Annotated in this window: 12 protein-coding genes; 7 read left to right on the plus strand and 5 right to left on the minus strand. The window is 73.5% G+C overall.

From position 1 onward, the window contains the following. Nucleotides 1–260: 260 nt before the first annotated feature. Nucleotides 261–458 (minus strand): hypothetical protein, encoded by a 198-nt coding sequence (locus tag ABD419_RS16185; protein ID WP_344488186.1) that lies wholly within the window; start codon nucleotides 456–458, stop codon nucleotides 261–263. A 111-nt stretch (nucleotides 459–569) separates the two neighbouring features. Further along, the gene (locus ABD419_RS16190) at nucleotides 570–1,463 is read right to left on the minus strand and encodes a sulfite exporter TauE/SafE family protein (protein WP_344488188.1); all 894 of its coding nucleotides are present in this window, start codon (nucleotides 1,461–1,463) and stop codon (nucleotides 570–572) included. Nucleotides 1,464–1,729: 266 nt separating this feature from the next. Between ABD419_RS16190 and mdh the strand changes: the two genes are divergently transcribed. The 3 genes from mdh (at nucleotide 1,730) to ABD419_RS16205 (ending at nucleotide 4,849) form a co-directional block, all read left to right on the plus strand. Next, nucleotides 1,730–2,680: a malate dehydrogenase gene (gene mdh / locus ABD419_RS16195; RefSeq protein WP_344488189.1), complete on the plus strand. Its 951-nt coding sequence runs from the start codon at nucleotides 1,730–1,732 to the stop codon at nucleotides 2,678–2,680. A gap of 122 nt (nucleotides 2,681–2,802) precedes the next feature. Continuing rightward, nucleotides 2,803–3,576, plus strand: a complete 774-nt coding sequence (locus ABD419_RS16200) for a phosphatase PAP2 family protein (protein WP_344488191.1) — start codon at nucleotides 2,803–2,805, stop codon at nucleotides 3,574–3,576. A gap of 37 nt (nucleotides 3,577–3,613) precedes the next feature. Then, the gene (locus ABD419_RS16205) at nucleotides 3,614–4,849 is read left to right on the plus strand and encodes an APC family permease (RefSeq protein ID WP_344488193.1); all 1,236 of its coding nucleotides are present in this window, start codon (nucleotides 3,614–3,616) and stop codon (nucleotides 4,847–4,849) included. A 6-nt stretch (nucleotides 4,850–4,855) separates the two neighbouring features. On the opposite strand, the gene ABD419_RS16210 is transcribed toward ABD419_RS16205, so the two are convergent. Further along, nucleotides 4,856–5,230 carry a DUF3263 domain-containing protein gene (locus tag ABD419_RS16210; RefSeq protein WP_344488195.1) on the minus strand — a complete coding sequence of 125 codons (375 nt, stop codon included), beginning with the start codon at nucleotides 5,228–5,230 and terminating at the stop codon, nucleotides 4,856–4,858. A 15-nt stretch (nucleotides 5,231–5,245) separates the two neighbouring features. After that, a complete protein-coding gene (locus ABD419_RS16215; RefSeq protein ID WP_344488197.1) occupies nucleotides 5,246–6,031 on the minus strand; it encodes an HAD-IIA family hydrolase in 786 nt (261 codons plus the stop codon). Between the two features lie 151 nt (nucleotides 6,032–6,182). On the opposite strand from ABD419_RS16215, the gene ABD419_RS16220 reads away from it, so the two are divergent. Continuing rightward, complete coding sequence (locus tag ABD419_RS16220; protein ID WP_344488199.1) at nucleotides 6,183–6,773, plus strand: nitrobindin family protein; 591 nt, start codon at nucleotides 6,183–6,185, stop codon at nucleotides 6,771–6,773. Here the strand turns inward: ABD419_RS16220 and ABD419_RS16225 are convergent. Then, a complete protein-coding gene (locus ABD419_RS16225; protein WP_344488201.1) occupies nucleotides 6,770–9,088 on the minus strand; it encodes a DEAD/DEAH box helicase in 2,319 nt (772 codons plus the stop codon). The genes ABD419_RS16220 and ABD419_RS16225 overlap by 4 nt on opposite strands. A 144-nt stretch (nucleotides 9,089–9,232) precedes the next feature. On the opposite strand from ABD419_RS16225, the gene ABD419_RS16230 reads away from it, so the two are divergent. The 3 genes from ABD419_RS16230 (at nucleotide 9,233) to ABD419_RS16240 (ending at nucleotide 12,637) form a co-directional block, all read left to right on the plus strand. Next, complete coding sequence (locus ABD419_RS16230; RefSeq protein WP_344488203.1) at nucleotides 9,233–9,586, plus strand: STAS domain-containing protein; 354 nt, start codon at nucleotides 9,233–9,235, stop codon at nucleotides 9,584–9,586. A gap of 101 nt (nucleotides 9,587–9,687) precedes the next feature. Then, nucleotides 9,688–10,104, plus strand: a complete 417-nt coding sequence (locus ABD419_RS16235; RefSeq protein ID WP_425556082.1) for an ATP-binding protein — start codon at nucleotides 9,688–9,690, stop codon at nucleotides 10,102–10,104. Between the two features lie 199 nt (nucleotides 10,105–10,303). Further along, the gene (locus tag ABD419_RS16240) at nucleotides 10,304–12,637 is read left to right on the plus strand and encodes a sodium-translocating pyrophosphatase (RefSeq protein WP_344488207.1); all 2,334 of its coding nucleotides are present in this window, start codon (nucleotides 10,304–10,306) and stop codon (nucleotides 12,635–12,637) included. The last annotated feature ends 128 nt before the right edge of the window (nucleotides 12,638–12,765 follow it).

Raw genomic sequence — 12,765 nt, forward strand, 5'->3', positions numbered from 1 at the left:
CTTCACTGAGGGAGCGGGCGGGTCCTTCGGGGCCCGCCCTTGCTGCAGGTTCGGTCGTCCCGCGGTGCGCAGGCGAGAGGTATGCCGGTGAACAGGATCGAGTTCAGGGTCGAAGCCGCTGGTCCGGAGCAGCCGGGGGCGCCTCGATTGGCGATCCTGGTCGACGGAGTGCGGCTGCAGGAGCTGGTGCGACCCGTCGAGCGGCCGCAGGCGCTGGCGGAGGCCGACGGGGATGAGGATGAGGCGCCCCCCGCCGGAGGCTACGTCGGCTTGGACTCGTCGGACGGGGTCTTCTGGCCGAGCCCGCATTTCCTCGGGGAGCCGGAGTTCTCGTTCGGCGACGACGGCGACACCGTGCTGCTCGGCTGCCCGTGCGGGCTGTGGGGCTGCTGGCCGCTGTCCGCGCGCGTCGACGTGACCGATGCAGAGGTGACCTGGTCGGGGTTCTTCAACGGCATGCGGAGATCGTGGGACCTCGGGGCATTGGGGCCGTTCGTCTTCGACAGGCGCCAGTACGAGTCGGCGCTGCGAAGCACCGGGCCGCACTCGACGGCGCGGTTATCCGTCGCTCACGCGTCGGCCTCGACGGGGGCGGGGCGTTGCCCGGGGATCCGAGCGGCGGGGCGCTTGCGGCGGCCGGTGAGGGCGAGGGCCCAGAGCGCGGCCAGGACGAGGTACAGGCCCGCGACCGCGGGCCAGGGGAGCGGGGCGCCCGCCAGGAGTGCGCGGAGGTGGAGGGCGACGGCGAGCATGCCGGCGCAGGCGGTGAGCTTCGCGGCGGGGAGGCGGCCGGTGAGCCAGGCGGCGACGGGGGCGGCGACGGCCGCGCCGACGGCGAGGCCCTCGGCGAGGGGCACGGCGACCGCGAGGGCCTGTGGGGCGGAGATCCAGAACCCGAGGAGGGCGCCGGCGGCGGCGAGGGCCTGGCCGACCGCCGCGGAGCCGATCGCCTTGCGGGGTTCGAGGCGGGAGACGGCGAGGAGGACGGGGACGGCGACGGGGCCCCAGCCGCCGGACACGGCCCCGGCGAAGCCGCCGACGAGGCCGGTCGGGACGGCGAAGCCGGTGCGGGCGGGGCCCTGGGGGAGGTCGCCGCGGAAGCCGCGCCGGGCGAGGACGGCGCCGACGGCGAGGAGCGCGGCGCTCGCGACGGGGGTGGCGGCGTGGAGTCCGGCGAGGGTCGAGAGGGCCCAGGCGCCGGTGAAGGCCCCGGCGGCGCCGGCCGCGCCGAGGCGGACCGCGGTGGGCCAGTGGACGTTCCCGAAGCGGGTGTGGGCGGCGGCGGCGACGGTGCCGCCGACGAGGGAGGCGGAGGCCGCGGCGGCCGCGACGACGACGGGGGCGAGGCCGAGGCCGGCGAGGAGCGCGGTGGCGACGGTGCCGAAGCCCATGCCGAGGCCGCCGTCGAGGAGCTGGGCGACGAGCCCTGCGGCGACGGCGGTGGCGACGGCGATCGGGGTCATGACGCGTGGCTCCCTCGGATTCGGACGGACTCAGGATAGACGCCGCCGGGGCCCGTCCCGGAGGCGTCTCGCACCGGCCGCGACCGGGGGATATGGAGGCCTCCGCCACCCGGTGAGGGGTCGGATGCGCTGGGCGAGACCAGGGTCATAGCGTGGGGGAACGGTCCTGGTTACGCTCGCGTAGCCCCTACCGGCAACCACCGCATTGCCTGCGGCGACGCACGGGCGTCCCCGCAGCGCTTCCTAGAGATGCAGAGGAGCATTCGATGGGTAAGAAGGTCACGGTCGTCGGCGCCGGTTTCTACGGCTCCACCACCGCCCAGCGCCTGGCCGAGTACGACGTCTTCGACGAGGTCGTCCTCACCGACATCGTCGAGGGCAAGCCCGAGGGCATCGCCCTCGACATGAACCAGTCCCGCACCATCGAGGGCTTCGAGACCAAGGTCGTCGGCGCCACGACCGACAACGACGGCAACGGCTACGAGAAGACCGCCGGGTCGGACGTCATCGTCATCACGGCGGGCCTGCCGCGCAAGCCCGGCATGAGCCGCATGGACCTCCTGGAGGTGAACGCCCGCATCGTGCGCGGCGTGACCGAGAACCTGGTCAAGCACTCCCCGAACGCCGTCATCATCGTGGTGTCGAACCCGCTCGACGAGATGACCGCGCTGGCGCAGCTCGCGTCCGGCTTCCCCAAGCACCGGGTGCTCGGCCAGGCCGGGATGCTCGACACGGCGCGGTTCACGAACTTCGTGGCCGAGGAGCTGCAGGTGCCGGTGAAGTCGGTGACGACGCTGACGCTCGGCTCGCACGGCGACACCATGGTCCCGGTCCCGAGCCAGTCGTCGGTCGACGGCAAGCCGCTCGCGGACCTGCTGCCGGCCGACAAGGTCGAGGAGCTGGTGACGAAGACCCGCAACGGCGGCGCCGAGATCGTGGCGCTGCTGAAGACCGGTTCGGCGTACTACGCGCCGTCGGCCGCGGCCGCGCGAATGGCGAAGGCCGTCGCGGAGGACTCCGGCGCGGTGCTGCCGGTGTGCGCGTGGGTCGACGGGGAGTACGGGATCTCCGGCGTCTACCTGGGCGTCAACGCGAAGATCGGCGCCGAGGGCGTCAAGGAGGTCGTCGAGACCCCGCTCCTCGACGACGAGCTGGCGAACCTGAAGGAGGCCGCGGAGGCCGTGCGCGCCAAGCAGGCCGACGTCGCCGAGCTGTAGACCTCGCGCTCGGGGGGCGTCCGCGGCCGCGGACGCCCCCCGAGGCGTGTGCGGCGGGCGTGCCGCGCGGCGCTCTCCGACATGGCTCCGGCCCCGGATGCGGCGTCGCTAGGCTTACGCCCGTGACGGTCAAGAGGCAGCGCGCGGATCGGACCCCTCCGGGCGACTGGGAGCCCTTCGAGGCGGGGCGGCCCGGCTCGTGGTGGGTGGAGATCGCGATGCTCGTCCTGTTCGCGGCGTGCACGTGGCTGTCGGCGTTCCACAGCCCGCTCATCGACCTCGACATCTGGCTGCGGGACTTCTCGGACGCGCACCGGCCGCCGTGGCTCGGCACGCTTCTGGTGTTCACGAACAAGCTCGGGCAGGGCGGCATCCTCAGCGCGGTCGCGCTCGCGGTGGCCGCCGTGATCGCGTTCGGCCGCCGCTCGGTGCGGCCGATGGTGCTGTTCCTCTTCACGTACGGCATGGCGGGCCTGGTGCTGCTGCTGAAGCTGGCGTTCCCGCGGATCTACCCGCACTGGCCGCGGCCCGACCCGGGCCCGTACGCCGACGCGGGGGAGGCGCTGCTGTTCGTGCCGGACCGGTCGGAGCTGGGGAACCTGGGCGACTCGGCGGTCGGCGCGTACCCGTCGGGGCACGTGGTGAACACGCTGCTGTGGTACGGGCTGCTGGCGATGCTGCTCGGCGCGCACCTGGCGGCCTGGCAGCGGCGGGTCCTGCTGGTCGCGCCGGTCGTGATCGTGTTCTTCTCCACGACGTACCTCGGCTTCCACTGGCTCACCGACTCCCTGGCGGGCCTGTTCATCGGTGTCGCGCTGATGCGGATGATCCGGCGCATCCGCTGGGGGACAGTGGGTCTGCCGCTCTGGCTGGAGCCCGAGCGGCGCTATCGCTAGCCGTGCCGCGCCACCCGCGCGCGGTATCTTCACAGACATGCCCTCTCAGCCGCCCGCGCGGCCGCCCCTCGAACGCCGCCTCGGCCTTCCCTCCGCGGTCGCGATCGGCCTCGCGTCGATGCTCGGCGCGGGCGTCTTCGCCGTGTGGGGGCCCGCGACCCGGGCCGCCGGTTCGGGGCCGGGACTCCTTGCGGCGCTGGTGATCGCGGGGTTCGTCGCGTACTGCAACGCCCGCTCGTCGGCCCGGTTGGCGGCGCTGCACCCGCAGTCGGGCGGCGCGTACGCGTACGGGACGGCGCGGCTGCATCCGGCCGCGGGGTTCGCGGCGGGCTGGGCCTTCCTGGTGGGCAAGACCGCCTCGGGCGCGGCGATGGCGCTGACGCTGGGGGCGTACGTGCTCCCGGAGCATCCCCGGGCGCTGGCGGCGGCCGCGGTGGTCGCGTTCTGCGCGGTGAACCTGCTGGGCGTGCGCCGGACCGCGCTCGCGTCGGCGGTGTTCGCGGGGATCACGCTCGCGGTGCTCGCGGCGGTCGTCGTCGCCGGGCTGACCGGGCCGGTCGCGGCGCGGCCGCTGGGCGACACGCACCCGTGGGGGGTGCTGACGGCGGCGGGGTTCGTGTTCTTCGCGTTCGCCGGGTACGCGCGCATCGCGACCCTCGGGGAGGAGGTCGTGCGCCCGGAGCGGACGATCCCGCGCGCGATCGCGATCGCGCTGGGCGCCGCCGCGGCCGTGTACCTGGCGGTGGCCGTGACGGCGCTGAGCGTCCTCGGCGCGGGGACCCTCGCGGGATCGGACGCGCCGCTGACGGACCTCGCGGCGGCGGGCGCGCCCGCGCTCAAGCCGCTGGTGGCGGTCGGGGCGGGGATCGCGGTCGCCGGGGTGCTGCTGAGCCTGCTGGCGGGGATCGGCCGGACCGCGCTGGCGATGGCGCGGGACCGGCGCCTGCCGGGCGCCCTCGCGGCGGTGTCGGCGCGGTTCGGGGTGCCGTGGGCGGCCGAGGTCGCGGCGAGCGCCCTCGTCCTCCTCCTGGTGTCCACACTGGACTTGGCGGGGGCGATCGGGTTCTCGGGCTTCTGCGTCCTCGTCTACTACGCGATCGCGAACGCCGCCGCGACCACGCTCGACCGCCGGGCCCCGCTGCCGTGGCTGGGCCTGGCCGGGTGCGTGCTCGTCGCCGCGAGCCTGCCCCCGGCCGCGGTCCTCGGCGGCCTCGCGGTGCTCGCCGCGGGCGCCGCCTGGTTCCGGGTCACCGAGCGCCGCCGCGCGGCCTGACCCGCGCTACCGCGCGGCCCGGCGCTCGTCCCGGGCGGCCCGCAGCCGCCTGACGACCGCGGGCTGCTCCGCGGCGGCCTCCGGGTGGTCGATGAGCCGCGCCAGGTGCTGGTAGTACCGCTCGGGCGTGAGCTCCAGCTCGTCGGCGATGGCCTGCGTCTTCGCGCCCGACGCGCGCCACCAGCGCGCCTCGAACCCGAGGATGCGGCTGTCGGCGGCGGAGAGCTTCCCCTCCGGGGAGCGCTGGGGGCGCTGCGGGGCGGGCTGGCGCGGCGCGGCCCCGGACTCGGGGCCGCGGACGGGCCGCTGGGGCGCGGCGTCCTCCGCGTCCTCCCGGCGGGTGCGCGGGGTGCCGCTGGAAGGGCGTTGGCCGGGAGGCATGGGGGACTCCTTGCTCTACTCGATCCAGTCGATGAGGTCGGCGACCGAATCCTTGACGTGGTTGGGTCGGAACGGGTAGCGCTCGACCTCTTCCATACTGTCAGTGACCCCCGACAGGACGAGGACCGTCTCCAGGCCCGCCTCCAGGCCCGACAGCACGTCGGTGTCCATGCGGTCCCCGATCATGACCGTCGACTCCGAGTGGGCCCCGATGCGCCGCAAGGCGTTCCGCATCATCAGCGGGTTCGGCTTCCCCACGAAGTACGGCTCGGCGCCGGTCGCCGCGGTGATCATCGCCGCCATCGCGCCGCACGCCGGGAGGATGCCCTCCAGCGAGGGGCCCGTCGTGTCGGGGTTGGTGCAGATGAACCGCGACCCGGACTTGATGAGCCGCACCGCGGTCGTCAGCGCCCCGAAGTCGTACCGCCGCGTCTCGCCCAGCACCACGTAGTCCGGGCGGTAGTCGGTGAGCACGTACCCGATCTCGTGCAGCGCGGTCGTCAGGCCCGACTCGCCGATGACGTACGCCGAGCCCTTCGGGCGCTGCGAGTGCAGGAAGTCCGCCGTCGCCATCGCCGAGGTGTAGATGTTCCCCGACGGCACGTCCAGACCCGACTTCTTCAGGCGCGCATGGAGGTCGTTCGGCGTGTAGATCGAGTTGTTGGTGAGGACGAGGAACCCCCGCCCCGCCGACTGCAGCTTCTCGATGAGCTTGTTGGCGCCGGGGACGGGCACCCCCTCGTGGACGAGCACGCCGTCCATGTCCGAGAGCCAGTTGTCGAAGGGTCCAGGTGTAGTCATGGTCAACATCTTGCCATCGCATCGCCTGAACGGCGAGGTGCGGACGTAAAGTGGTGGCCGTGGAGACGGCATTGACCGCCGTACTCGTCATCGCCGCAGGCGCCATGGCGGGTGCACTCGGCTACTGGACCATCCGAACCGCGAGGAACAAATGAGCGAGCGCGACGTACCGGCGGAGTTCGCCTCGACCTTCGAGCAGGTCGAGCCGTACCCGTACGAGGAGACCGACGACCTCCGCAAGGGGCCGAACCTGCACGACGACCTGCTGCCGCTCCTGCCGCTCGTCGGCCGCTGGCGCGGCCGCGGGCAGGGCGGCTACCCGGACGCCGAGGACTTCCTGTTCGCCCAGGAGGCCTCGTTCACCCACGACGGCCGCCCGTTCCTCCACTACCGCTCGCGCTCGTGGATCATCGACCCCGACGGGAAGCCCGTGCGGCCCGCCGCGCAGGAGACCGGCTGGTGGCGCGTCGTCCCCGGCGACGACCCCAAGCGCCCCGAGATCGAGGTCCTCCTCGCCCACCCCACCGGCGTCCTCGACCTGTACTACGGCCGCGTCGACGGCACCCGCATCGAGATCGCCACCGACGCCGTCGTGCGCAGCCCGCAGGCCAAGGAGGTCACCGCCGGCAAGCGCCTCTACGGCATCGTCGACGGCGCCCTCATGTACGCCCAGGAGATGGCCGCCGAGGGCCACCCCATGAGCCCGCACCTGAGCGCCAACCTCAACCGCGTCGCCGGCTAGAAGTCGCCCGGCCAGAGGTCGTCCTCCGGGGCGGCGGGCCGCTGGTCGAACACGGCGGCCGTGACCGGGCCCTCGCCGGCCTCCAGGAGCCTGTTGAGGAGGACGAGGGCCCCGGGCTTGCTCAAGGGCTCGTTGCCGTTGCCGCACTTGGGGCTCTGGATGCACGAGGGGCACCCGGCGGTGCACTCGCAGCCGGCGATGGCGTCGCGGGTGGCGCGGAGCCACCCGGTCCACTTGCGGAACGCCTGCTCGGCGAAGCCCGCCCCGCCGGGGTGCCCGTCGTAGACGAACACCGTCGGCAGCTCGGTGTCCATGTGGGCGGCGGTCGAGAGGCCGCCGATGTCCCAGCGGTCGCACGTGGCGATGAGCGGGAGCAGCCCGATCGAGGCGTGCTCGGCGGCGTGCAGCGACCCGGCCAGGTCGCGCAGGCCCTCCAGGGACGCCGGGTCCACCGTCCACCACACCGCGACCGTGCGCAGCGTCTGCGGCGGCAGGTCGAGCTGCTGCGTGTCGATCACCTCGCCCGAGGGCAGCCGGCGGCGCTGGTAGGAGATGACGCACGACGTCACCTCCACCTCGCCGAGGCTCAGCGCGACGTCGCCCATCTCCAGGCGCTCGCGCGTCGAGAGGACCTCCAGGTGGGTGATCTCCTGCGCGCTCGTCGTCCACGGCGGCTTCGCGGCGTGCACCAGCGCCAGGCCCTCCTCCAGGTCCAGGTCGTCGACCAGGTACGACTCGCCCTGGTGGAGGTACAGCGCGCCCCGGTGGACGAGGCGGTGCGAGGCGGCGGCGTCGATCGTGCCGATCAGCCGGCCCGTGCTCGTCTCGGCGATGTCGACGCCCATCGGCCCCGACCCGCGCAGCGCCACCTGCGGCCGCTCGGACCCGACCCAGTAGTACCGGCCCCCGGCCCGCCGGCGCAGCAGCTTCTGCTCCACCAGCTGGTCGGCGACCTCGCGGCTGCCGGGGATCGACGCCAGGTCGGCCTCCTTGAGCGGCAGCTCCTCCGCGGCCAGGCACAGGTGCCCGGCGAGGACGTACGGGTTCGACGGGTCGCACACGCTCGTCTCCACCGGCCGGTCGAAGATCGCCTCCGGGTGGTGCACCAGGTACGTGTCGAGCGGGTCGTCCTTCGCGAGCATCACCGCGAGCGCCTCGGTGTCGCCGCGCCCGGCCCGCCCGATCTGCTGCCAGAACGAGGCCAGCCGCCCCGGGTACCCGCACAGCAGCACCGCGTCGAGGCCCGTCACGTCGATGCCGAGCTCCAGCGCGTTCGTCGTGGCCACCCCGAGCAGGCGGCCCTCGCGCAGGTCCGCCTCCAGGTCCCGGCGGTGCTCGCGCAGGTACCCGGCCCGGTAGGCCGCGATCCGGCCCGCGGCCGGGTCGGCGCCGAGGCGCGACTTCGCCTCGGCCGCCACGATCTCCGCGCCGCGGCGGGAGGGCACGAACGCGAGGGTGCGCACGCCGCGGCGCACCAGCTGCGCGAGCATCCTGGCGGTCTCGCTCAGCGTCGACGCCTGCTGCGGCTCGCCGTCGATCTCGTACGTCACCGGCTCCCACAGGGCGACCGCGGCGCCCGGCGACGGCGACGAGTCCACCGTGACCTCCGTCGCGGGCCGTCCGGTGAGGACCGACAGCGACCGGGCGGGGTCGGCCGCGGTGGCGCTGGCGGCGATCACCGTGGGACTGGCCCCGTAGTGCTCGGCCAGGCGCAGGAGGCGGCGCAGCGTCAGCGCCACGTGGGCGCCGAACACGCCGCGGTAGACGTGGCACTCGTCGACTACGACGTACTTGAGGTCCTTGAGGAGCGAGCGCCACATGCGGTGGCGGGGGAGCAGCGAGTGGTGGAGCAGGTCCGGGTTGGACAGCACCAGGTTCGCGAACCGCTGCGCCCACTGCCGGTGCTCGAACGGGGTGTCGCCGTCGACGATCGCCGGGATGAGCCCGGGGACGTCGAACTCGGCGACGGCGCGGGCCTGGTCGGCCGCGAGCGCCTTGGTGGGGGCGAGGTAGAGGGTGCGGCCGGGGCCGTCGGCGGCGGCCTCGGTGAGGACCGGGAGGAGGTAGGCGAGGCTCTTGCCGGAGGCCGTGCCGGTGGCGATGACGGTGTCGCGGCCCTCGTAGGCGTGGGTGGCGGCCTCGGCCTGGTGCGGCCAGGGGAGGGTGATCCCGGTGTCCTCCAAGGCCGTGCGGACCTCCTCGGGGACCCATTCGGGCCAGGGGGTGCGCACCGCGGCCCGGGGCGGGAGCCGCCGGAGGTGGCGGAGGCCGCCCTCGTCGGTGTCGAGGGCGGCGATGAGCTGGTCCGCGGGCATCATGCAATGATGCCGCAGCGGACCGACACCGCGCCTCCCGCGCGGACCCGTCCGCAATTCGGTCATACGCTCCCGGCTCCGGCCCACTCGGAACGCAGTACGCTTATGGGCCAAGACACACTCCAGCCAGGTAGGAGAGACGGCGTGAGGGGAACTTCAGGCGACGGTGAGCCCGAACTGGGACTGGGCCTGACGACCGTCGGCGAGTACGCGGTCATCAGCGTCACCGGCGAGATCGACATGTACACCGCCCCGCAGCTGCGCGAAGCCGTCCGACAGCTCTCCTCGGAGGGGCGCATGCGGGTCGCGATCGACCTGACCCCCACCGAGTTCTGCGACTCGACCGGCCTGGGGGTCCTCATCGGGGCCCGCCGCCGCCTCTCGGACGCCGGCGGCAGCCTGGTCGTCGTCTGCGCGAACCCCCGCATCCGCAAGCTGCTGGACCTCACGGGGCTCGACAAGGTCCTGGACGTCCGGGAAGCGGTGCCCGGCGAGTGAACGGCTCCAGGCACGACCGCTCCGGAGGAAGGCGGCCGGAACCCGCGACGGTCGGGTTCGCCTTCACGCCGGCCGCCGCCTACGTGCGGGCCGCCCGGCTCGTGGCCGCCGACGTCGCGGCCCACGCGGGCGTCGCCACGGGGCTCCTCGACGAGGTGCGCCAGGCCGTCGGCGAGGCGTGCACGCGCGCGGTCCTGCGGCACCGGGACCGGGGTCTGCGCGATCTCGTGCGCGTGGAGTTTTCGATCGGTGATCGTTTCGTTGCGAAAGTCACCGACAACGCGCAGGATCTGCGTGCACGGTCCGGGGACCGGGTCGGCGCGGGCGCGGTCGGCGGCGATGCGCGAGCGAACGACCACGACGCGCTCGAAGAGGACACCCTCTCCGAGGAGATCACCCTCATCGTCCTCGGCGGACTGGTCGAAGACCTGGTCGTGACCGGTCCCGGCGCCGACGGCGGCACCACCGTGAGCATGAGCTGGCCGCTGCCCGGCTCCGGTTCGGCGACCGACCACTGAGGTCCCGGCCACCCCGCCGGACCGGCGTGACCGAACCCACTCCGAAAGCCCTCACATCGTTACACTCCGCTCGTTATGCCAGCCGCGCCGCAAGGGTCGTCCCCCGGCGCGGCGACGGCCGCCCGCTTCCCCGGAGCGGCCCCCTACGTGTCTGCGAAAGCGCGCGCCTGCCTGCGCTGCTTTTCTATGGAGGAACTACATGCATACGTTGCTCGCCAACGGCGACGAGGGCGTAGGCGCGCTCGAGGGCGCGAACCTCAGCCTCGTCGTGCTCGCGGCCGTGCTGGCGCTCATCGCGCTCGGCGGCGCCGCGGCGCTCGTCAAGGGCATCCTGAAGGCCGGGACCGGCACCGACAAGATGCGGGAGATCTCGGGAGCGGTCCAGGAGGGCGCCTCGGCCTACCTCCGCCGCCAGTTCAAGGCCCTGGGGATCTTCGTCGTCATCGCCGTGGTCCTGCTGTTCCTGCTCCCGGCCGAGGGCGGCACCGACGTCCGCGTCGGGCGGAGCGTGTTCTTCATCGTCGGCGCCCTGTTCAGCTCGTTCATCGGCTGGGCCGGCATGAACATGGCGACCCGCGCGAACGTGCGCGTGGCCGCCGCGGCCCGCGACGGCAAGCCCACCACCGCGATGCACCTGGCCTTCCGCACCGGCGGCGTGGTCGGGTTCCTCACCGTCGGCCTGGGCCTGCTCGGCGCCGCGGTCGTGGTGTTCGTGTACCGGGGCGACGCCCCCGTGGTCCTGGAGGGCTTCGGCTTCGGCGCCGCGCTCCTGGCGATGTTCATGCGCGTCGGCGGCGGCATCTTCACCAAGGCCGCCGACGTCGGCGCCGACCTCGTCGGCAAGGTCGAGCAGGGCATCCCCGAGGACGACCCGCGCAACCCGGCGACCATCGCCGACAACGTGGGCGACAACGTCGGCGACTGCGCCGGCATGGCCGCGGACCTCTTCGAGTCCTACGCCGTCGTGCTCGTCGCGAGCCTCATCCTCGGCCGCGCCGCCTTCGGCGAGACCGGCCTGGTCCTGCCGCTGCTGGTCGCCTCCGTCGGCATCGTCTGCGCGATCATCGGCGTCGTCATCACCCGCATGCGCGCCTCCGACGCCTCGGGCCTGACCGCGATCAACCGCGCGTTCTACATCTCCGCGGTCGTCGCCGCGGCCCTCACCGCCGTCGCGGTGTTCTGGTACGTCCCGTCCTCCTGGTCCGAGCTCGGCGGCAAGATCGCCGCCGAGGACGTCGCCGACATCCCCGTGGGCCCGCAGGTCCTCGCCGTCGCCTCGGTCCTCATCGGCATCGCCCTGGCCGCCGCGATCCTCGCGCTGACCGGGTACTACACCGACACCCGCTACAAGCCCACCCAGACGGTCTCGGCCTCGACCCGCACCGGCGCGGCCACGAACATCCTCTCGGGCTTCTCGCTCGGCCTCGAGTCGGCCGTCTACACCGCGCTGACGATCGCCGCCGCGGTCCTGGGCGCGTACCTCCTCGGCGGCGGGGTCTTCCTCGTCAGCCTGTTCGCGGTCGCGCTCGCCGGCTGCGGCCTGCTCACCACCGTCGGCGTCATCGTCGCCATGGACACCTTCGGGCCCATCAGCGACAACGCGCAGGGCGTCGCGGAGATGTCCGGCGACGTCGAGGGCGACGCGGCCCGCACGCTCACCGACCTCGACGCGGTGGGCAACACCACCAAGGCCATCACCAAGGGCATCGCGATCGCGACCGCGGTCCTGGCCGCGACCGCCCTGTTCGGCTCCTACACCGACGCGGTGGCCTCCGAGGGCCTCGCCGGCGGCGCGCTGTTCGAGACCCTGAACATCGCCGACCCGATCAACATCGTCGGCTTCATCATCGGCGCCAGCGTCGTGTTCCTGTTCTCCGGCCTCGCCGTCAACGCCGTCGCCCGCTCCGCGGGCTCGGTCGTCAACGAGGTCCGCGACCAGTTCGCGCGCTTCCCCGGGATCATGGAGGGCACCCAGCGGCCCGAGTACGGCCGCGTGGTCGACATCTGCACCCGCGACGCCCAGCGCGAGCTGGTCACCCCGGGCCTCCTCGCGATCACCGCGCCCATCGCCGTCGGCTTCGGCCTCGGCGTGGGCCCGCTCGCGGCCTACCTCGCCGGCGCGATCGCGTGCGGCGTCCTCATGGCCGTCATGCTCGCGAACTCGGGCGGCGCCTGGGACAACGCGAAGAAGGACGTCGAGGACGGCAACCACGGCGGCAAGGGCTCCGAGGCCCACGCCGCCGCCGTCATCGGCGACACCGTCGGCGACCCGTTCAAGGACACCGCCGGCCCGGCCATCAACCCGCTCCTCAAGGTCATGAACCTGGTGAGCCTCATCATCGCCCCGGCCGTGGTCGTCTACACCGTCGACGGCGTCGGCGGCGAGGCCGGCGGCCCCGTCCGCTGGATCATCGCCGGTGTGGCGGTCGCCGCCCTCGTGACGGCGATCCTCGTCTCCAAGCGCCGGTCAGCGGTGGTGGAAGCGGGGGAAGCACGAGCCCCGGAGCAGCGTGAGTCGGTCGAGGTCGGCTAGCTTTCCGGGTCGCATTCCCGGCGTGTGCCCCGTTCCCCGGGAACGGGGCACACCCATACTCAGGGGACGCAGTGCGGAAGCGTGAGCTACCGTAACGATTCGAGTGCATTTTCCGAGTGAACGGTGGG

The organism is Glycomyces endophyticus (genome assembly GCF_039531525.1).
In the GTDB taxonomy this organism is placed as follows: Bacteria; Actinomycetota; Actinomycetes; order Mycobacteriales; family Micromonosporaceae; genus Glycomyces; species Glycomyces endophyticus.